Origin of the sequence: Pseudoduganella sp. OTU4001 (genome assembly GCF_038440195.1) — a bacterium.
GTDB lineage: Bacteria > Pseudomonadota > Gammaproteobacteria > Burkholderiales > Burkholderiaceae_D > Rugamonas.
The window spans coordinates 194,987-213,181 of the sequence record NZ_JASATG010000007.1 but is presented as its reverse complement, the minus strand read 5'-3'; the positions used below and the strand labels follow the sequence as shown (position 1 = coordinate 213,181).

The 18,195-nt window shown below is 64.6% G+C and carries 18 protein-coding genes, 1 tRNA gene and 1 pseudogene; 11 read left to right on the top strand and 9 right to left on the bottom strand.

Annotation, left to right across the window (positions count from 1 at the left end; translation table 11 throughout):
- The 9 genes and pseudogenes from AAHE99_RS09435 to AAHE99_RS09395 form a co-directional block, all read left to right on the top strand.
- Nucleotides 1-359, top strand: a pseudogene (locus tag AAHE99_RS09435) (hypothetical protein); the annotation flags it as partial.
- 83 nt (nt 360-442) lie between these two features.
- Nucleotides 443-1,240 carry a substrate-binding periplasmic protein gene (locus AAHE99_RS09430; RefSeq protein ID WP_342116731.1) on the top strand — a complete coding sequence of 266 codons (798 nt, stop codon included), beginning with the start codon at nt 443-445 and terminating at the stop codon, nt 1,238-1,240.
- Nucleotides 1,241-1,320: 80 nt separating this feature from the next.
- Nucleotides 1,321-2,094 (top strand): substrate-binding periplasmic protein, encoded by a 774-nt coding sequence (locus AAHE99_RS09425; protein ID WP_342116729.1) that lies wholly within the window; start codon nt 1,321-1,323, stop codon nt 2,092-2,094.
- Nucleotides 2,095-2,191: 97 nt separating this feature from the next.
- A complete protein-coding gene (locus AAHE99_RS09420) occupies nt 2,192-3,316 on the top strand; it encodes a branched-chain amino acid ABC transporter substrate-binding protein (protein WP_342116728.1) in 1,125 nt (374 codons plus the stop codon).
- 232 nt (nt 3,317-3,548) lie between these two features.
- On the top strand, nt 3,549-4,016 hold the full coding sequence (locus AAHE99_RS09415; protein WP_342116726.1) for a chemotaxis protein CheW: 468 nt from the start codon (nt 3,549-3,551) through the stop codon (nt 4,014-4,016).
- 11 nt (nt 4,017-4,027) lie between these two features.
- Complete coding sequence (locus AAHE99_RS09410) at nt 4,028-5,794, top strand: methyl-accepting chemotaxis protein (protein ID WP_342116724.1); 1,767 nt, start codon at nt 4,028-4,030, stop codon at nt 5,792-5,794.
- Nucleotides 5,795-5,878: 84 nt separating this feature from the next.
- A complete protein-coding gene (locus tag AAHE99_RS09405; RefSeq protein WP_342116723.1) occupies nt 5,879-7,354 on the top strand; it encodes a hypothetical protein in 1,476 nt (491 codons plus the stop codon).
- Nucleotides 7,351-7,710: a GtrA family protein gene (locus AAHE99_RS09400; RefSeq protein ID WP_342116722.1), complete on the top strand. Its 360-nt coding sequence runs from the start codon at nt 7,351-7,353 to the stop codon at nt 7,708-7,710. Before AAHE99_RS09405 ends, AAHE99_RS09400 begins: the two co-directional genes overlap by 4 nt.
- Entirely contained in the window at nt 7,703-8,674 is a 972-nt protein-coding gene (locus AAHE99_RS09395; protein ID WP_342116721.1) for a glycosyltransferase family 2 protein, read from the top strand. Before AAHE99_RS09400 ends, AAHE99_RS09395 begins: the two co-directional genes overlap by 8 nt.
- Before the next feature lie 97 nt (nt 8,675-8,771).
- Here the strand turns inward: AAHE99_RS09395 and AAHE99_RS09390 are convergent.
- The 3 genes from AAHE99_RS09390 to pepN all read right to left on the bottom strand — a co-directional run bounded on the left by AAHE99_RS09390 (nt 8,772) and on the right by pepN (nt 12,551).
- Nucleotides 8,772-8,847 (bottom strand) — tRNA-Thr (locus tag AAHE99_RS09390).
- Nucleotides 8,848-8,909: 62 nt separating this feature from the next.
- Nucleotides 8,910-9,911, bottom strand: a complete 1,002-nt coding sequence (locus AAHE99_RS09385) for a class 1 fructose-bisphosphatase (RefSeq protein ID WP_342116720.1) — start codon at nt 9,909-9,911, stop codon at nt 8,910-8,912.
- Between the two features lie 24 nt (nt 9,912-9,935).
- Complete coding sequence (pepN, locus tag AAHE99_RS09380; RefSeq protein ID WP_342116719.1) at nt 9,936-12,551, bottom strand: aminopeptidase N; 2,616 nt, start codon at nt 12,549-12,551, stop codon at nt 9,936-9,938.
- Between the two features lie 163 nt (nt 12,552-12,714).
- On the opposite strand from pepN, the gene AAHE99_RS09375 reads away from it, so the two are divergent.
- Nucleotides 12,715-13,362 (top strand): DUF4136 domain-containing protein, encoded by a 648-nt coding sequence (locus AAHE99_RS09375; protein ID WP_342116718.1) that lies wholly within the window; start codon nt 12,715-12,717, stop codon nt 13,360-13,362.
- Entirely contained in the window at nt 13,349-14,746 is a 1,398-nt protein-coding gene (locus AAHE99_RS09370) for a C13 family peptidase (RefSeq protein WP_342116716.1), read from the top strand. The genes AAHE99_RS09375 and AAHE99_RS09370 overlap by 14 nt, the downstream gene beginning before the upstream one ends.
- Here AAHE99_RS09370 and AAHE99_RS09365 read toward each other — a convergent pair.
- The 6 genes from AAHE99_RS09365 to AAHE99_RS09340 are packed head-to-tail and all read right to left on the bottom strand — an operon-like array spanning nt 14,740 to nt 18,171.
- The gene (locus AAHE99_RS09365; protein ID WP_342116715.1) at nt 14,740-14,973 is read right to left on the bottom strand and encodes a hypothetical protein; all 234 of its coding nucleotides are present in this window, start codon (nt 14,971-14,973) and stop codon (nt 14,740-14,742) included. The genes AAHE99_RS09370 and AAHE99_RS09365 overlap by 7 nt on opposite strands.
- A 57-nt stretch (nt 14,974-15,030) precedes the next feature.
- Nucleotides 15,031-15,753, bottom strand: coding sequence for an alpha/beta hydrolase (locus AAHE99_RS09360; protein WP_342116714.1), 723 nt, complete (start codon nt 15,751-15,753; stop codon nt 15,031-15,033).
- A 14-nt stretch (nt 15,754-15,767) separates the two neighbouring features.
- Nucleotides 15,768-15,896 carry a hypothetical protein gene (locus AAHE99_RS09355; RefSeq protein ID WP_342116713.1) on the bottom strand — a complete coding sequence of 43 codons (129 nt, stop codon included), beginning with the start codon at nt 15,894-15,896 and terminating at the stop codon, nt 15,768-15,770.
- Between the two features lie 5 nt (nt 15,897-15,901).
- On the bottom strand, nt 15,902-16,876 hold the full coding sequence (locus AAHE99_RS09350; protein WP_342116712.1) for a quinone oxidoreductase family protein: 975 nt from the start codon (nt 16,874-16,876) through the stop codon (nt 15,902-15,904).
- Entirely contained in the window at nt 16,869-17,252 is a 384-nt protein-coding gene (locus AAHE99_RS09345) for a methylglyoxal synthase (protein WP_342116711.1), read from the bottom strand. The genes AAHE99_RS09350 and AAHE99_RS09345 overlap by 8 nt, the downstream gene beginning before the upstream one ends.
- Before the next feature lies 1 nt (nt 17,253).
- Entirely contained in the window at nt 17,254-18,171 is a 918-nt protein-coding gene (locus AAHE99_RS09340) for a DMT family transporter (protein WP_342116710.1), read from the bottom strand.
- Nucleotides 18,172-18,195: the final 24 nt, after the last annotated feature.

Here is an 18,195-nt window from a genome sequence, read left to right as displayed (position 1 = left end):
GCAACGCCGCCGCGCCAACCACCCAGCAGGCATTGCGCCAGCAAGCCGCCGACCCGGCGATTGCGGCCGCTGTCGCCGCCTACCGCACTGGCGACATCGCCGCCGCAGCTGGACGGCCACCGGCAGCCGCGCCCGCCACCGAGCGCGTCCCGGCGCCACAAGCCATCCCCGCGACGCCGCCGGTGGTGCCGGTCCAGGCCCGCCCCGTCCCAAGGCCAGCCGAAACCGCCGCCGGCCGCAACAGCCCACGCCCGCAGCCCGAGCAAAACCGGCAATCCGCCACCCCAGGCGGAAGCGGCGGCCCGGCTGGCGGCGAGCCCGGCGCCGCGCCAGGAAGCCATATCGACAACAATGCCTGAAAGCAAAGACTATGTTGCTGCGAAACACTACTGAACAGCCATAGTGCTGGTCCCAAGTACCAGACATCTGCATAATCGGAAAAATGACGTCCCCCGCCCGCCGCCGCCTGTTGCGCACCTCCACCATGCTGTTTGCCAGCGCCCTTGGCCTACCCGCCAAGGCCGATCCGCAAGCCGTCACCCTGATCGTCGGTGAAGCGCTGGATGAAAACGGCAAGCTCAAGCCCTTGCGCGCCTGGCAGCAAAAGCTGTTCGAATACCTGGAGCAGGAGCTGGAGGTCAAGTTCGAAGTCCGCATGTACCCCTGGGCGCGCGCCGAGCGCAATGCCCGCGGCGGCGCCGGCCTGATCTTCGGCCTGCCGAAAAGCGCCGAGCGCCTGCGCGACCTGCGCTACAGCGATCCCGCCATGCGCAACACGCTATGGCTGGTCACCCGCAGCGACGCCACCTTCCCCTTCGAATCGCTGGCCGACCTGAAAGGCAAGACCATCGGCGCCGTACGCGGCTACGGCTACGGCGATGAATTCGAGCAAGCGCGCAACAAGCTGTTCCGCGTGGAAGACGACATCCCGTCGCGCGCCACCCGCTTGCAGCGCCTGCTGCTGAAACGGGTGGACGCCGTCCTGCTCTACCAGCCAAGCTGGCAGAACGCGGCCGAAGTGGAAGCCGACCTGCGCAGCTTCGCCGCCCCGCTGGCGCGCGAACTGTCGCTCCCGTACGGCATCACCCTGAGCGTGTTGCCGCACCCGGTGCAAGTTGAAAACCAGCAATTTTTCGCCGTCGCCAAAGGCAAGGACGACGGCCTGATCGACCGCATCAACGCCGCCCTCGCCAAGCAGCAAAAGCCGGCCTCCCTGCCCAAGACACGCCGCGCAACGTAATGCGCTGCGGCCATCTGGCCGCGTCCGTTCCTTGCAAGACAATTCCAACATCCGCCTGCGGAGCGGCTAAGCTGAAGATCATGGCCTCTTCCGCCCGGCGCCTCCTGCTGCGTTACTGCCCAGTACTGGTTGCGGGGCTGGCCGGCCTGCCGCTGCGCGCCGCGCCCCCGGCGGTGCTGCCCCTGATCATTGGCCAGGCGCTGGATGAAAACGGCAAGCCGCGGCCGTTGCCATCGCGGCAAACCAAGCTCTTCGCACTGCTTGAGCGCGAGCTGGGCATCCGATTCGAACTGCGGCGCTATCCGTGGCCGCGGGTGGAACGCAGTGCCCGCAGCGGCGAAGGCCTGGTGTTCGGGCTGCCCAAGAACGAGCCGCGGCTGGCGGCACTGAACTACAGCGCAGCTGCACTCAGCAATACGCTATGGCTGGCAACCCGCAACGACAACACGTTTACGTTCTCCAGCCTGGCCGACCTGCAAGGAAAAACCGTGGGCGCCGTGCGCGGCTATGGCTATGGCGAGGCGTTTGAGCAGGCGCGCGGCAAACTGTTCCACGTGGCGGACGACCCCTCTTCGCGCGCCTTGCGGGTGCGCCGCCTGCTGATGCAACGGGTCGACGCCGTACTGTTTTTCCAGCCCAGCGGCCGCAGCCCCGCCCAGCTGGAGGCGGAACTGGGCGCCATCGCCCGTCCGCTGGCGCGCGAGCTGGGCCTGCCGGACTCGGTGCGCCCGGTCGTCCTGCCCAACCCGGTGCAGCTGGAAAACCAGCAGTTCTTCGCCATCGCACGCGAGCGCGACGATGGCTTGATCGAGCGCATCAACGCTATCCTCGCCAAGCGCCGTCCCTCGGACTGAAGCCGGGCGGCTATGCCGCTTTCGACACGCCCGCAGCTTGCCCCAATTGCAAAGTTGTGGATAATCACGGCATTACCAAACAAAGGGGACAACCCAGATGAAGCTGAAGCAAACGGTTGGCGCGCTCGCGCTGCTGGCACTGGCGGCAAGTGCACAAGGCCAGGATATGGTGGTAAAGATCGGCCACAGCGGCCCGCTGTCCGGCGCGCAGGCTTTCTCCGGCAAGGACAATGAAAACGGCGCCCGCCTGGCCGTCGAGGAGCTGAACGCCAAGCCGATCACCATCGGCGGCAAGAAAGTCAAATTCGAGCTGATGTCGGAAGACGACCAGGGCGACCCGAAAGCCGGCGTCTCCGCCGCGCAGAAGCTGGCCGATGCCGGCGTTAAATACGTGGTCGGCCCTTACAACTCGGGCGTGGCGATTCCCGCTTCGCGCATCTACAACGAAGCCGGCGCCCTGATCGCGCCGGTCGCCACCAACCCAAAGTTAACGCAACAAGGTTACAAAGGTATCTTCCGTATCAACGCCAGCGACACCCAGCTCGGCTCCAAGATGGCGCTGTACGCCGCCAATGAGCTGAAGGTGAAAAACGTGGCCGTGATCGACGACCGCACCGCCTTCGGCCAGGGCCTGGCGGAAGAATTCAAGAAGCAGGCGCGCACGTCCGGCCTGCAGGTGGCCGGCCACGAATACACCACCGACAAGGCAGTCGACTTCACTTCCATCCTGACCAAGCTGAAATCGAAGAACGTGCAAGCCGTGTTCTTTGGCGGCTATGCCCCGCAGGGCGCGCCGATGGCGCGCCAGATGAAGCAGCTCGGCATCCAGGCCAAGCTGCTGGGCGGCGACACCATCTGCACCGCTGAAATGGGCAAGCTGGGCGGCGACGCCGTGGGCGACAACGTGCTGTGCGCCCAGGGCGGCGCGCTGCTGGACAAGGCCGCTTCCGGCCCGGCCTTCAAGGCCAAGTTCAAAAAGCGCTTCAATGCCGAGCCGGACGTCTACGCCTCGGCCTACTACGACGCGGTGCTGATGTACGCGGCTTCCATGCAGAAAGTGAACTCGGTCGACCCGGCCAAGGTGGGCGCCGATATCGCCGCCGGCAGCTATAAGGGTGTGTCGGGCACTTACGCCTTCGACGCCAAGGGCGATATGAAATCGTCGCCAGTCACCATCTTCAACTTCAAGAACGGCCAGCCGGCAGCCATCGCCAGCTACTGAGCGCCTGTCACATTGACTGTGGTCAATATTCCACAGTGACAATTGGAGATTATGTTCCGCAATTTGCGGACTAGAATCCAATCTGTACCTGCTGCCCCGCCTCCCCGGCGGGGCCACATCAGCATCCCACCCTTCGGCCCCGCCTCCGCCGAAATAAGCATTCCGAATTAAAACCACTGCGAGCTGCATCCGCCATCGGACTGCCTTTGCTCGCCCATACGACGAGGAAAATATGGCACACGACAATGAACACTCCGAAGTGCTGGCCTTCCGTCTCGGTACGGAAGAGTTTGGCATCGACATCCACGCAGTGCGCGAGCTGCGCGGCTACAGCGCCGTGACGCGCCTGGCCAACGCGCCGGAGTTCCTGAAAGGCGTGGTCAACCTGCGCGGCCTGATCGTGCCGATCGTCGACCTGCGCCTGAAGCTGGGCATGGGCCAGGCGCTCTACAACGAATTCACGGTGGTGATCGTGCTGGCGGTCGGCGAGCAGCAAATCGGCATCGTGGTCGACAGTGTGTCCGATGTGGTCAGCCTGCAAGCTTCGCAAATCAAGCCGCCGCCACCGAGCGGCCGCAATTTCCGCCATGACTACCTGACCGGCATCGCGACCGTGGACGAGCGCCTGCTGCAGTTGACCGACCTGTCCACCCTGCTGGCCGACGTCACCGCGTCCGCCCCGCTCCCACTGGCCGCCTGAGGAGAATTCCCATGAACCTGAAAAACATGAAAGTCGGCACCCGCCTGCTGGGCGGCTTTGCAGCCATTGCCCTGGTGGGCGCCATCGTGGCCGGCATCGGCATCGTGAACATGAGCAAGATGAACGATATGGGCGAACGCGTCTACGAGCGCGAGCTGCTGGGCCTGTCCTATATCAAGGAAGCCAATATCAACCTGATCTTCATCGGCCGCTCGCTGCGCGGCTTGCTGCTTTCCGCCACCGAACAGGAACGCGACAAATACCTGTCGCGCATTGAAAAAGGCCGCGCCGAGATGCGCAGCAACCTGGCCGAAGCCGACAAGCGCTTCTACTCGCCGAAGGGCCGCGAATCGCTGGCCAAGCTGCACAGCGAGCTCGATGCTTATGAACAGGGGGTGCAGGAAGCCGTGCGCCGCGCCAAGGCAGAACCGCTGCAGGAAAGCCGCGAACTGGTGACTTTTGTGCTGGGCTCGATGGCCAATATTTCCAACGCGGCCGACGAGCGCATGTCGGAACTGGCGCGCATGAAGGAGAAGAACGCCGCCGACGCGGCCCAGGCATCGGTCGAGCTGTACCAGTCCAGCCGCAACTTCATGATCATGCTGGTGGTCGGCAGCGCGCTGATGGGCCTCGGGCTGGGCGCCTGGATCACGCGCGGCCTGCTGCGCCAGCTGGGCGGGGAGCCGGCCGAAGCGGCGCACATCGCCGCCCGCATCGCCGGCGGCGACCTGGCGGTGGACATCCACACCAAACCAAATGATGAATCGAGCATGCTGTTCGCCCTGCGCCGCATGCGCGACAGCCTGGCGCAGATCGTCGGCCAGGTACGCGCCGGGACCGACACCATCAACACCGCCACCCAGGAAATCGCGGCCGGCAACCAGGACCTGTCCTCGCGCACCGAGCAGCAGGCCGGTTCGCTGGAGGAAACCGCCTCGTCGATGGAGGAACTGACGTCCGCCGTGCGCCAGAACGCCGACAATGCGCGCCAGGCCAACCAGCTGGCCGCCAACGCGTCCGAAGTGGCGACGCGCGGCGGCGCCGTGGTGGCGCAGGTGGTCGATACCATGGGCGCCATCAACGAAGCGTCGAAACGCGTGGTCGATATTATTTCCGTGATCGACAGCATCGCCTTCCAGACCAATATCCTGGCCCTGAACGCCGCGGTGGAAGCGGCGCGTGCCGGTGAACAGGGCCGTGGCTTCGCCGTGGTGGCCACCGAAGTGCGCACCCTGGCGCACCGCTCGGCGGAAGCCGCCAAGGAGATCAAGGCCCTGATCGAGAACTCGGTGGCCTGCGCCGAGAATGGCAGCAAGCTGGTCGACCAGGCCGGCCGCACCATGGATGAAGTGGTGGCCAGCATCGCCAGCGTCAGCGACATCATGGCGGAAATCTCGGCCGCCAGCGCCGAGCAGTCGACCGGCATCGACCAGGTCAACCAGGCGATCTCCGAAATGGACCATGTGACCCAGCAAAACGCCGCCCTGGTGGAGGAAGCCGCTGCCGCCGCCGAATCGCTGCAGACGCAGGCCAGCCAGCTGACCGAACTGGTGGCCGTGTTCACCCTGCACAAGGCCGCCACCAGCGCCGCCATCACGGTGGCAGCGGCGCCGCGCGCGCCGGCCAAGGCCCCCGCTGCCCCGGCCAAGGCCAGGAGCAAGCCGGCGGCCCGCGCCGCCCTGCCGCAACCGGCGCCGGCCCAGCACACCATCCCGCCGCGCGCCCGCAGCAAAGCCAGTGTGGTGCGCGACACCAGCGGCGAGTGGGTGGAGTTCTGAACGCCACATTCGTTTGACGCGCGGCGCGGGCAGGTGCAATAATTTTGTTGCAATTGATAAATAATCACCTCCCCTGCCGCGCCGATGACAAAGAACCAACCCAACCCTGCCGCGGCAACGCGCCACTTGCCGAATCCCCCCACGGGACGTGGTCTCGATGTGCTTGAAATGCTGGCGGCGGGCTATCTGCTGCTGCCGGTCTTTGTCTTCGTGCTGGGCTGGCTGAAGCTGCCGTACGCCCTGCCGCTGGCCGGCGCCATGCTGCCGGCTTGCCTGCTGGTGTGGCGCGCCCGCCAGCGCAACAGCGCCGGCCAGCCCGGCTTCAGCAAGGCCGAACTGGCTGGCGTCGCCGCCCTGACGGTGCTGTGGGTCAGCCTGAGCGGCCTGACCGACGGCTTTTTCCTCAACCGCGACTGGACCACCCGCATGTCGCTGCTGCGCGACCTGGTGGTCGGCAGCTGGCCTGCCAGCTATGGGCAGCAGGAGGGCGCGGACCTGATCCTGCGCGTCCCGCTCGGCTATTACATGGTGCCGGCCCTGGCTGGCAAGCTCAGCTCCCTGCACGGCGCGCGCGTCATGCTGTGGATCTGGACCGCACTCGGCACGGCGCTGTTCCTCTACCTGGTGGTGGGCGCCCGTCCCGAACGCCAGCGCGGCGCCTGGCGCACCGCCCTGCTGATTGCCGTCTTCTTCAGCGGCATGGATATCGTGGGCTGGCTGATGCTGGACCGTCCCGCGCTTGGCATTGGCCGCCATATCGAATGGTGGCTGGGCTGGGGCCAGTTGAGTTCCAATAGTACCCAGCTGTTCTGGGTGCCGAACCATTGCCTGCCGGGATGGCTGGCGGCGGTCATCGCCTGGCGCCACCGCCAGCACGGCCTGGCTGCCATCCCGGCCGCCCTGATACTGCTTGGGGTTATTTTCTGGGCGCCGCTGGTGGCCATGGGCCTGCTGCCGATGCTGCTGTGGTGCGTGTGGCAGCGCCAGGGCTGGCAAGGCCTTGCCAAGGAAAGCCTGAGCCTGCCGCTCTGGGCGCTGCTGCCGGTCACCCTTGTGATCTGGCGCTTCTTCACCATGGGTGTGCGGCCGATTGAAGGCGGCACCCAGGAGCTGCTGATGCAGGTGGTAGGCTTCGTCCTGCTCAGCCTGGTGGAATGGGTTCTGCTGGCCTGGGCCGTGATGCGCGGCGGCGAACGGCCGGCGCTGCTGGTCATCGGCCTGCTGGAGCTGGTGGTCCTGCCCTGGATGTCCTACGGCCCCGGTAATGATTTGCTGATGCGCGGCAGTATCCCGGCGCTGACCATCCTCATGCTGTGCACCATCGACGCCTGGCACACCGCCCTGCCGCTGCGCCGCACCATCATTACCCTGCTGCTGTTGGTGGGCAGCGTGACGCCGCTGCTGGAAATCCAGCGCGCCCTGCAGCCGGGCGACCGCTACCTGCATGAGCATGAAGACTTCGTGCAGGTCAACGGCAAACCCTGGCACTACCTGGCGCCGCTGTCCAGGCCCGACGTGCGTGCACTGGTCAAGCAGCCGCAGGCCATGCCACGGCAATGAACGAAATTGTGCGCTACCTGGCGGTCGGGGTACTGAACACGCTGTTCGGCTACGGCTGTTTTTCCGTGCTGCTGTACCTGGGGCTGCATTATTCGGTGGCTTCGCTGCTGGCGACCGTGCTGGGCGTGCTGTTCAACTTCAAGAGTTTCGGCCAGCTGGTGTTCAACTCGCGCGATAATTCGCGCTTTGTACGCTTCGTTGGCGTGTACCTGCTGGCTTACCTGGTGAACGTGGCCGCCCTGGCGCTGCTGACCAGGATGGGCCTCAATGCCTATGCCGCCGGGGCCGTCCTGCTGCTGCCGATGGCGGCGCTTACTTATATCCTCCACAAACGCTTTGTCTTCCACCATGCGTAAATTGATCAGCATCGTTACTCCCTGCTTCAACGAAGAGGGCAATGTCGACGAATTGGTAACGCGCATTGCAGCCGTCATGGCGAACGAGCCCTACGACTACGAGCATATCTTCATCGACAACTGTTCAACCGACGGCACGATCGACAAGATCAAGCACTGGGCTGCCAGCGACAAGCGCGTCAAACTGATCGTCAACGTGCGCAACTTCGGCCCGATCCGCTCGCCGCACCACGGGCTGCTGCAGGCGGAAGGCGATGCCGTCGTCATGATCGTCGCCGACCTGCAGGATCCGCCGGAAATGATTTCGCAATTCCTGCGCAAATGGGAGCAGGGGTTCAAGGCGGTGATGGCGGTCAAGCCTGAGAGCAAGGAAGGGCGCGCCATGTTTTCCTTGCGCAAAGCCTTCTATCGCTTCATGTCGCGCATTTCCGAAGTGCCGCTGATCCAGAATGCGACCGGCGCTGGCCTGTACGACAAGGAAGTGATCCAGATCCTGCGCCAAGTGAAGGACCCCTACCCCTACTTCCGCGGCCTGATCTGCGAAATCGGCTTCCCCATTGCGCAAGTGCCGTTCGTGCAGCCGCGGCGCGAACGCGGTGTGAGCAAGATCAATTTCTATGCCTTGTACGATGTCGCGATGCTGGGCGTTACCAAGCATTCCAAAGTACCGCTGCGGCTGATGACGATGGCGGGCTTTGTGCTGTCCTTGCTAAGCCTGCTGGTGGCGTTTGCCTTCCTGATCGCCAAGCTGCTGTTGTGGAATTCGTTTGAGCTGGGCATGGCGCCCATGCTGATCGGCATCTTCTTCTTTGGCGCGGTGCAGGCATTCTTTATCGGCGTGCTGGGCGAATACATCGGCTCCATCCACACCCACATGCGCAACCTGCCGCTCGTCATTGAGCGCGAACGGGTAAATTTCCCGCCACCCGAGCAGCCAGGCAGCGACGCCCCCGCGCCCCATTGAGGTGGAGCAAATACGCCCCCCCGGTGGCCCTGACTAACAACGCCTGAAACGAAAAAGCCCTGCCAGATCGTTGATCTGACAGGGCTTTTGTACGTCCTGGTGCCGGAGAAGAGAATCGAACTCCCGACCTTCTCATTACGAATGAGCTGCTCTACCAACTGAGCTACACCGGCAAAGAGTCCGGATTATAACGACGCGCTGGCGCGTGCGCAAGCGCGTGTTGCAATAAATGCATTTACTCCTGGTGGTAGCTGGTCACCAGCGCCACTTCGTCGCGCGAGCCGAGGAACACCGGCACGCGCTGGTGCAGCTTCTCCGGCTGGATGTCGAGGATGCGGCGCTTGCCGTCGGTGGCCATGCCGCCGGCCTGTTCGACGATGAAGGCCATCGGGTTGGCTTCGTACATCAGGCGCAGGCGGCCTGGCTTGGACGGGTCGCGGTTGTCGGCCGGGTACATGAAGATGCCGCCGCGGTTCAGGATGCGGTGCACGTCGGCCACCATGGAGGCGATCCAGCGCATATTGAAGTCGGTGCCGCGCGGGCCGGTGGAGCCGGCCAGCAGTTCGCCGATATAGCGCTGCACCGGTGCGTGCCAGTGGCGCTGGTTGGAGGCGTTGATGGCGAATTCCTTGGTCTTCACCGGAATCTGCATATTGCGCTGGGTCAGCACCCACGAGCCCATCTCGCGGTCCAGGGTGAAGCAGTTCACGCCGTTACCGGTGGTCAGCACCAGCAGGGTTTGCGGGCCGTACACGGCGTAGCCGGCTGCCACTTGCTTGGCGCCTGGCTGCAGGAAGTCTTTTTCGGTCGGGCTGGCCATGCCTTCCGGCGCCTTCAGCACGGAGAAGATGGTGCCGATGGAGACGTTGACGTCGATGTTGGAGGAGCCGTCCAGCGGGTCGAACACCAGCAGGTATTCGCCTTTCGGGTAGCGGTTAGGGATCGGGTGGATGTCTTCCATCTCTTCCGACGCCATCGCCGCCAGGTGGCCGCCCCATTCATTCGCTTCCAGCAGGATTTCGTTGGAGATCACGTCCAGCTTCTTCTGCACTTCGCCCTGCACGTTTTCGCTTTCGAGTGCGCCCAACACTTCGCCCAACGCGCCCTTGCCGACACTGTGGGAAATGGTTTTGCAGGCGCGGCCCACCACTTCGATCAGCAAGCGCAGTTCGGCCGGGATCGAATGGTGCTGGCGTTGTTCTTCAACGAGGTATTGGGTCAGGCTGATACGTTTCATTTTTACCCTTGGTTTTGAAAATAATTAGTTGGCCAGCGCTTTGCTGACGACTTCCATCACGTCGTTCGACAGCGGCGTTGCGGCGGCGACTTTTTCCAGCGCGTGGCGCATATGTACTTGCAGCGCCGGCGCGTAGCGGCGCCAGCGGTCCATGCTGCGCGCCAGGCGGGCGGCCACCTGCGGGTTCAGGGCGTCGAGCTTGATCACGTGCTCGGCCCAGAATTCGTAGGCGCTGCCGTCGGCGGCATGGAATTGCGACGGGTTCTGGTTGCAGAAGCTGAACAGCAGGCTGCGTGCGCGGTTCGGGTTCTTCAGCGTGAAGGCCGGATGCTTCATCAGCTCTCGCACCTTGGCCACATTGGTGTGCGGTGCGGAGCCCTGCATGGCGAACCATTTGTCCACCACCAGCGCCTCGCCCTTGAAGTCCTTGTAGAAGGCATCGAGCTGCTTGCCGGCGTCGGCGCCGCTGTAGATCAGCGAGGACAGTGCGGCGGCGCGGTCGGTCATATTGGTGGCGGCGGCGAACTGTTCGCCGGCCAGCTTGACCGCTTCCGCACTCGGCTGCACCAGCAGGTAGGCCAGCGCCACGTTTTTCAGGCCACGCTTGCCGGCAGAGACGGCGTCCGGGCTGTACGGGCCAGGCGTGGCGTTGGCGCCATACACTTGCAGCAGCTCGGCGCGCAGGGCGTTGCCGATGGCGTGGCGCATGAACTGGCGTGCGCTGTGGATGGCTTGCGGGTGCACCACTTCCATCTGCTCGGCGATGATGGTTTCCGACGGCAGGATCAGGCATTGCTCGCGGAAGGCGGCATCCAGGCCGGTGTCGGTCAGCACCGCGCGCAGGGCGGCGACATAGGTGTCGTCCAGCTTCAGCGGCTGGCCTTCCAGCACCGCCTTGGTCAGCGACAGCAGGCGTTCCATCGCCAGGCGCTGGCCGGCTTCCCAGCGGTTGACCGGGTCGCTGTCGTAGCGGAACAGGTGCAGCAGCTCCTCGTCGGTGTACGGGTACTCCAGCACCACCGGCGCCGAGAAGTCGCGCAGGATCGACGGCACCGGCGCCTGGGCCACGCCTTCGAAGCGGAAGGTCTGTTCGGCCTTGGTCAGTTCCAGCACTTTGGTCGGGATCAGGTCCTTCCCGTCGCGGTCCAGCAGGCCGACCGCCACCGGAATGTGGAACGGCTGCTTCTCGCTCTGGCCCGGCGTGGCGGGGCAGGACTGGCGCAGCGTCAGCTCGTACACCTGCCTGGCGCCGTCGTGGCGGCCAGTGGCGCTGACAATCGGCGTGCCGGCCTGGCTGTACCAGCGCTCGAACTGCGTCAGGTCGCGGCCATTGGCATCGGCCATCGCGGCGCGGAAGTCGTCGCACTGCACGGCCTGGCCGTCATGGCGCTCGAAATACAGGTCCATGCCCTTGCGGAAGCCTTCGCGGCCCAGCAAGGTCTGGTACATGCGCACCACTTCGGCGCCCTTTTCGTACACGGTCACGGTGTAGAAGTTGTTGATCTCGACGAAGGAGTCGGGACGCACCGGGTGCGCCATCGGGCCGGCGTCCTCCGGGAACTGGGCCTGGCGCAAGGTACGCACCTGGTCGATGCGGGTCACGGCGCGGCCGCTCTCGGTGCCGATCATGTCGGCGCTGAATTCCTGGTCGCGGAAAACGGTCAGGCCTTCCTTCAGCGACAGCTGGAACCAGTCGCGGCAGGTCACGCGGTTGCCGGTCCAGTTGTGGAAGTATTCGTGGCCCACCACCGCTTCGATGCCGGAGTAGTCGATATCGGTGGCGGTGCGCGGGTTGGCCAGCACGAACTTGGTGTTGAAGATGTTCAGGCCCTTGTTTTCCATCGCGCCCATATTGAAGTCGCTGACGGCGACGATCATGAAGCGGTCCAGGTCCAGCTCCAGGCCCCAGCGTTCCTCGTCCCAGCGGATCGAGTTCTTGAGCGACTCCATGGCGTAGTCGGTCTTGTCCAGGTTGCCGTCTTCCACCCACACCTGCAGCAGCACTTCGCGGCCCGACTTCAGCGTGAAGGTCTCTTCCTGGCACACCAGGCGCGCGGCGACCAGGGCGAACAGGTAGGACGGCTTCTTGAACGGGTCTTCCCACTTGGCATAGTGGCGGCCGTCGCCCAACTCGCCCTGTTCCAGCAGGTTGCCGTTGGAGAGCAGCACCGGGTACTGCTCCTTGTCGGCGCGCAGCATCACGGTGTAGCGCGCCATCACGTCCGGACGGTCCGGGAAATAGGTGATGCGGCGGAAACCTTCGGCCTCGCACTGGGTATAGAAACCGCTGCCGGAGGTGTACAGGCCGGACAGCGTGGTGTTTTCGGCCGGGCAGCAGGTGGTTTCGATCTCCAGCAGCACGTTGACCGGCGCGTTGCGGATCGTCAGCGTATTGTTGGCAACAAGGTACTGGCTCGGCTGCAGCATTACGCCGTTCATGCGCAGGGCGACCAGCTCGATCGCCTCGCCGTGCAGCACCAGGTCGCGGCTCTTGCTGTCCGGGTTGTGGCGCAGCTGGACGCGGTTGGCGACGATGGTGCAGGCGGGATCGAGGTCAAAGCCCAGTTCCACCGTTTCCACCAGGTAGCTGGGCGGGGTGTAGTCTTTGCGGTAAATCGTTTGCGGGCTGTCGGTACGCATGGTCTGGGCAAACAAGGACAAAGAAGGCTATTTTACCAATACCAGACGGGGCGGACGCCCGTTTCTTTTCCCATCTCCCTATGGCGGTAACATTCTGTAATAATTAGGTGAAATGCATGTTGCCAGACTAAACTGGCCTATAAGTAGATAGAGGAGCACGATTATGAAAGCGCTAGCCATCCTGGTGGCAGCCACCACCCTGCTGCTGAGCGGCTGCGCCACCACCCTGCGCAGCAATGTCACGGTCTTCCATGAGTGGCCGGCCGACCTGCAGGAAAAAACCTATATCTTTGAAACCCCGCCGCCGGGCGAGGATACGCTGGAATACCGCAGCTACCAGAACCTGGTCAGCGGCGAGCTGGCCAAACTGGGCTTCAGCCAGGCCGCCAGCGGGCGCGACGCCAAGCTGCGCGTTGGCATGCAGTTCAGCACCGTGGACCGTCCGGTCAAGGTGTACACCGCGACCGATCCGTTCATGTTCGGGCCAAGCCCGTGGGGTTATTCGCGCTTCGGCTATTACCCCTACCGTTACCGCCACTTTGGCTACTATGGCCGCTTCTACCGTCCGTATTACGACCCGTGGTACTGGGGCCCGATGGAAGTGCGCGAAACCATCCAGCACAATTACGACCGCCAGCTGCGCGTGACGATCAATAACCTGAGCGGCAAAAAGCTGTTCGATGTGACCGTGCAGAACACCAGCCGCAAGCAGTCGACGCCGCTGGTGATGCCGGCCCTGGTGCAGAGCGCCTTTACCGGCTTCCCAGGGGAAAGTGGCAAGGCCAGGCGCGTAGACCTTGAGCTCCAATAATTTCTTCCGTTCGCTGGGGCGGTGGCTGCGTGAAGGCGCATCCACCGCCCTTTTCCGTTCGCCGCGCTGGGATGGCTTGCGCACCGGACCGGGCGTCGTCACGGCGCTGATCGCACTGGAACTGGCGCTGGGGGTGTTGTTCCAGCGCCTGTATATCGACGGGCCGGCGCAGTTTTACTGGCAGGCGATTGCCACCGGCTGGCTGCCGTTTGCGCTGCTGCCGTTTTACGCCTTGCTGGTGCGCGGCAGCGGTCCCAGCGGGCGCCCGGGCGCGGCGCCGGACCTGGCGCGGCTGGCGACCTTGCTGCTGGCGCAGCTGGTGCTGATCGACCTGTTCATGGGACTGTGCTTCACCGCGATGCTGAAGAGCGGTTCGGAGCAGTGGTCGGTGCGCTATCTGGGCACCTGGGGCGCCTGGGTCCTGTGGGCGGTGCCCACTACGCTGTCGGTCCTGGCGCCGCTGGTGCTGCTGGCGCGCAGCGGGCGTGGCCGGCGCTGGCCGCTGGCGATTGCGGCCAGCCTGATGGTGGGCGTGGTGGCGCTGGGCATTACCGCGCGCCAGCCCGATTTCTGGTACGCGGCCAAGGACGAACGGGCCGACAGCGACGGCGCGCCTTCGCGCTATCTCAAGCTGACGGCGGAATTGATGGAGGCGCAGCCGCAGCTGCTGGCGCGCCAACTGGCGGCGCTGGCGCCGCAGCGTCCGGGCCAGGTCGATATGTATGCGCTGACGTTTGCGCCGTACGGCGACGAGGTATTCCGGCGCGAGAGCCAGATGGTGGCGGAGGTGATGGCGGGCCGTTTCGGTACCGGCGGCCGCACGCTGCAGCTGGTCAACCATCTGGAAACGGCGGAGGCGCTGCCCTGGGCTACCACGCTGAACCTGCAGCGCGCGATCCGCTCGTTGGCGCGCACCATGGACCGGAAGGAGGACGTGCTGTTCATTTACCTCACCTCGCACGGCGCGCGCGAGGGGCAGCTGGCGGCCAATTTCTGGCCGCTGGAGCTGACCGAACTGACACCGGCCATGCTGCGCCAGTGGCTGGATGAAGCGGGCATCAAGCATCGCGTGGTGGCGGTGTCGGCCTGCTATTCGGGCAGCTGGATTCCGCCGCTGGAAGACGACGCCACCATGGTGATGACGGCGGCCGATGCCGAGCACACCTCCTACGGCTGCGGCTACAAATCCGAACTGACGTTCTTCGGCCGCGCCATGTTCGACGAACAGCTGCGCAGCAAGACGCGCTCCTTCGAGCAGGCCCACGCCGCCGCCCGCGAAATCATCCGCCAGCGCGAGATCGTGGCCGGCAAGGATGACGGCTACTCCAACCCGCAACTGTCCGCCGGCAGCGCCATCCGCAGCAAACTCGCTGCGTTTCAGTGATCGCAAAGGGCTACCAGAAAAACCACGACGATAAGTACGGCCGCGAATCGGTAGAAATCTAAGTCGAACGTCGAAAAATCGAGTTTCTCCTTCGAGGCCAAATAATCGACTTTCGTTTGCAATCTGACGATATCAACTTTAAGCCGGCCCAGTTCCTCTTCCAGCTTGCGCTGGGAAATCACAGCCGCTTCCAACGCAGCTGCCAACGGATCAGTAGAGTTGCTCATGAGTCTCTCCCCAGCCTGGACATTGAGAGAACTTGGAGCATGCCTGCGCGGAAAAGTTCAATCGGATTTCACGGCCCGCAGGGATATGTCATTGTGGCCCACGGCGGGGATCAGGTGGAAGGTAGCAAGGCCGGGGCGAAAGCTGCGGTACAGCGCTTCGCTGCTGGCGCGCGGGATCACTTCGTCGCGTTCGGCGGCGAGGATGGTGGTGGGGGCGTTGACTTTGGCGGCATAGCGCGCGGAGTCGTAGCGGTCGCGCAGCAGCAGGCCGACCGGCAGCCAGCGGTAATGGTGGGCGGCGACGGCGGCCATGCTGTCGTACGGCGTCACCAGCACCAGCCGGTCCACCGCGCGTTCGCTGGCCAGCCGCGTGGCCAGGCCGCTGCCCAGGCTGCGTCCCACCAGCGTCACCTGCGGATGGCGCGCGCGCACGTACTCGAACAGGGCCTGCGCATCGGCATACAAGCCCTCCTCGGTCGGCTCGCCCGGCGTGGCGCCGTATCCGCGGTAGTGCATCAGGTATAGCGACTGGCCGGGAAACACCGCCCGCAGCTCCGGCAGGCTGGCCGGCACCGCCTCCGCATTGCCGCCGAAGTAGATCACGGCGCCAGGCCCCGGCTGCTCGTGCAGCGTGACGCCGACACGCACGCCGCCGCCCAGCGCCAGCACGGCGCCGCCTTCAAACGCTTGCGGAAAATAGAGCATGCTGCGCTGCCGGAAAAACAGCAGCGCACACACGGCGAGGTAGGCAGCGAGGATGACGGCCAGCAGGATCATCATCCGTCGCCGCATCGTCAGCGGTAGTACGCTTCGGTGGCGAAGGTGAGGACGCCGATCAGCGCCACCGCCGCCAGCAGCACCAGCAGCAGCCGGCCAAATTTCGGGGAGCCGTCGTCGTCGGCTGGTTGGTTCTGGTCAGTCATGTCGTTCAGGGCAAAATAATCGTGGATCCGGTGGTGCGGCGCGCTTCGAGGTCGCGGTGCGCCTGCCCCACATCGGCCAGATTATACCGCTGGTTGATATCGACCTTCACCGCGCCGCGCGCCACCACATCGAACAGCGACTGCGCGCAGGCTTCCAGTTCAGGACGCGTGGCGATATAGCTGTACAGCGTCGGGCGCGTCACGTAGAGCGAACCGCGCGAGGCCAATTCGCCCAGCGAGAAGTTGTCCACCGGCCCGGAGGCATTGCCGAAGCTGACCATGATGCCGCGCGGGCGCAGGCAATCGAGCGAGCCGGTGAAGGTATCCTTGCCGATCGAATCGAACACCGCGGAAACGCCCTTGCCGCCGGTGATCTCGCGCACCCGCTCGGTGAAATTCTCCGTGTTGTAGTTGATGGCATGCGCCGCGCCGTGCTTGAGCGCCAGCGCCACCTTCTCGTCCGAACCGGCGGTGCCGATCAGGTTCACGCCCAGCGCACGCGCCCACTGGCAGGCGATCAGGCCGACGCCGCCGGCGGCGGCATGGAACAGGATGGTGTCGCCCGCCTTGACCGGCGCGGTGCTGTGGAACAGGTACTGCACCGTCATCCCCTGCAGCATCATGGCGGCCGCCGTGTCGCTGCCGATCGCGTCGGGCAGGCGCACCAGGAAGCTGGCCGGCATATTGCGCGCCTGCGCATAGGCCCCGTTCACGCGGCAGGCATAGGCCACGCGGTCGCCCACGCGCAGGTGCGTGACGCCCTCGCCCACCGCCTCCACCACGCCGGCGCCTTCCTGCCCCAGGCCGGCCGGCAGCGGCTGCGGATACAGGCCGGTGCGGAAATAGACGTCGATGAAATTCAGGCCGATCGCCTCATGCCGCACGGTCGCCTCGCCCGGACCGGGCGCGCCGACTTCGACATCGACATACTCCATCACTTCCGGCCCGCCGGTGCGGGACATGCGGATTGCCTTAACCATGCGAGGCCTCCTTCAGCTGCGACAGCACCAGGTGGGCCGTGGCGAGGTTGGTGGCGCAGGCCACGTTGTGCACGTCGCAGGAACGCACCAGGGCGTTGATGTCCGGTTCGTGCGGCTGCGGCGTCATCGGGTCGCGCAGGAAAATGATGGCGTCGATATGGCCTTCCACTAGCATGGAGCCGATCTGCAGGTCTCCGCCCAGCGGGCCGGAATGCTTGCGGTCCACCTCCAGGCCAACCTCCTTGACCAGGCGGCCGCCGGTGGTGCCGGTCGCGCACAGCTTGCAGGTGCGCAGGAAATCGGCATACTCGCGCGCCAGCGCAATCATGTCGTCTTTTTTCTTATCGTGGGCAATCAGGGCAATGCGGGGCTTCATGTCACTTACCTTTCACGTTCGACAGCAGATAGATACCGGCCAGCACCAGCGCCGTCCCGGCCAGCTGCCAGCCGGTGACGGGTTCGGCCAGGATAAGGGCGCCCAGGAACAGCGTTGAAACAGGACCGACCATGCCGGCCTGCGAGGCCGCGCCGGCGCCGATGCGCTGCACCGCCACCATGGTCATAAACACCGGCATCACCGTGCACAGGATGCCGTTCACCAGCGACAGGCCATACACCTCGAGCGGCTGCATCAGCAGCGATGCAGGCCGCAGCAGGAAGAACTGGCCAATGCAAGCCGCGCTCGATACGCACATGGCATACGACACCAGGCGCAGCGAGCCAAGCCGCTTCACCATTTCGCCGGAGGCCAGCAGGTACAGGGCGTATGCCAGGGCGGAGCCCAGCACCAGCAGCGAGCCGAGGGCCACGTTGCTGCCGCCGCCGCGCACATCGTGCCAGAACACCAGCACGATGCCGCCGTACGCTATCAGCAGGGACAGCCACTGGCGGCGGCCGATATGCTGCTTGAGCCAGAGCGACGACGCCAGCAGCACAAAGGTCGGCGTGAGGAACAGGATCAGGCGCTCCAGTCCGACCGTGATGTACTGCAGGCCGAGGAAATCGAGGAAGGAAGACAGGTAGTAGCCGACCAGGCCGAGGCCGATCAGGCGCCACGCATCGGCGCGGCTTAACGGAGGTGCAGTGCGCATCTGCCACAGCGCGATGGCGGCGAACACTGGCAACGAGAATAGCATCCGGAAAGCGATGACGGTGATCGCATCGAGCTGGAATCGGTACAACAGCTTTACTACAATGGCTTTGGTGGAAAACAGCACCGCCCCACCAATGGCAATGGCCAGCCCGCCAAGATAGGCGCGTCCTGGGCCATGTAAATCCGAAGTGACATTCTTCATGCCAGCCATTGTAGCTGCAAGCCC

What these genes read in the sequence shown, in the direction of transcription:
- AAHE99_RS09430 (WP_342116731.1), top strand. Translation starts at nt 443, where the DNA reads ATGACGTCCCCCGCCCGCCGCCGCCTGTTGCGCACCTCCACCATGCTG.
- AAHE99_RS09425 (WP_342116729.1), top strand. Translation starts at nt 1,321, where the DNA reads ATGGCCTCTTCCGCCCGGCGCCTCCTGCTGCGTTACTGCCCAGTACTG.
- AAHE99_RS09420 (WP_342116728.1), top strand. Translation starts at nt 2,192, where the DNA reads ATGAAGCTGAAGCAAACGGTTGGCGCGCTCGCGCTGCTGGCACTGGCG.
- AAHE99_RS09415 (WP_342116726.1), top strand. Translation starts at nt 3,549, where the DNA reads ATGGCACACGACAATGAACACTCCGAAGTGCTGGCCTTCCGTCTCGGT.
- AAHE99_RS09410 (WP_342116724.1), top strand. Translation starts at nt 4,028, where the DNA reads ATGAACCTGAAAAACATGAAAGTCGGCACCCGCCTGCTGGGCGGCTTT.
- AAHE99_RS09405 (WP_342116723.1), top strand. Translation starts at nt 5,879, where the DNA reads ATGACAAAGAACCAACCCAACCCTGCCGCGGCAACGCGCCACTTGCCG.
- AAHE99_RS09400 (WP_342116722.1), top strand. Translation starts at nt 7,351, where the DNA reads ATGAACGAAATTGTGCGCTACCTGGCGGTCGGGGTACTGAACACGCTG.
- AAHE99_RS09395 (WP_342116721.1), top strand. Translation starts at nt 7,703, where the DNA reads ATGCGTAAATTGATCAGCATCGTTACTCCCTGCTTCAACGAAGAGGGC.
- AAHE99_RS09385 (WP_342116720.1), bottom strand. Translation starts at nt 9,911, where the DNA reads ATGAAACGTATCAGCCTGACCCAATACCTCGTTGAAGAACAACGCCAG.
- pepN (WP_342116719.1), bottom strand. Translation starts at nt 12,551, where the DNA reads ATGCGTACCGACAGCCCGCAAACGATTTACCGCAAAGACTACACCCCG.
- AAHE99_RS09375 (WP_342116718.1), top strand. Translation starts at nt 12,715, where the DNA reads ATGAAAGCGCTAGCCATCCTGGTGGCAGCCACCACCCTGCTGCTGAGC.
- AAHE99_RS09365 (WP_342116715.1), bottom strand. Translation starts at nt 14,973, where the DNA reads ATGAGCAACTCTACTGATCCGTTGGCAGCTGCGTTGGAAGCGGCTGTG.
- AAHE99_RS09360 (WP_342116714.1), bottom strand. Translation starts at nt 15,753, where the DNA reads ATGATGATCCTGCTGGCCGTCATCCTCGCTGCCTACCTCGCCGTGTGT.
- AAHE99_RS09355 (WP_342116713.1), bottom strand. Translation starts at nt 15,896, where the DNA reads ATGACTGACCAGAACCAACCAGCCGACGACGACGGCTCCCCGAAATTT.
- AAHE99_RS09350 (WP_342116712.1), bottom strand. Translation starts at nt 16,876, where the DNA reads ATGGTTAAGGCAATCCGCATGTCCCGCACCGGCGGGCCGGAAGTGATG.
- AAHE99_RS09345 (WP_342116711.1), bottom strand. Translation starts at nt 17,252, where the DNA reads ATGAAGCCCCGCATTGCCCTGATTGCCCACGATAAGAAAAAAGACGAC.
- AAHE99_RS09340 (WP_342116710.1), bottom strand. Translation starts at nt 18,171, where the DNA reads ATGAAGAATGTCACTTCGGATTTACATGGCCCAGGACGCGCCTATCTT.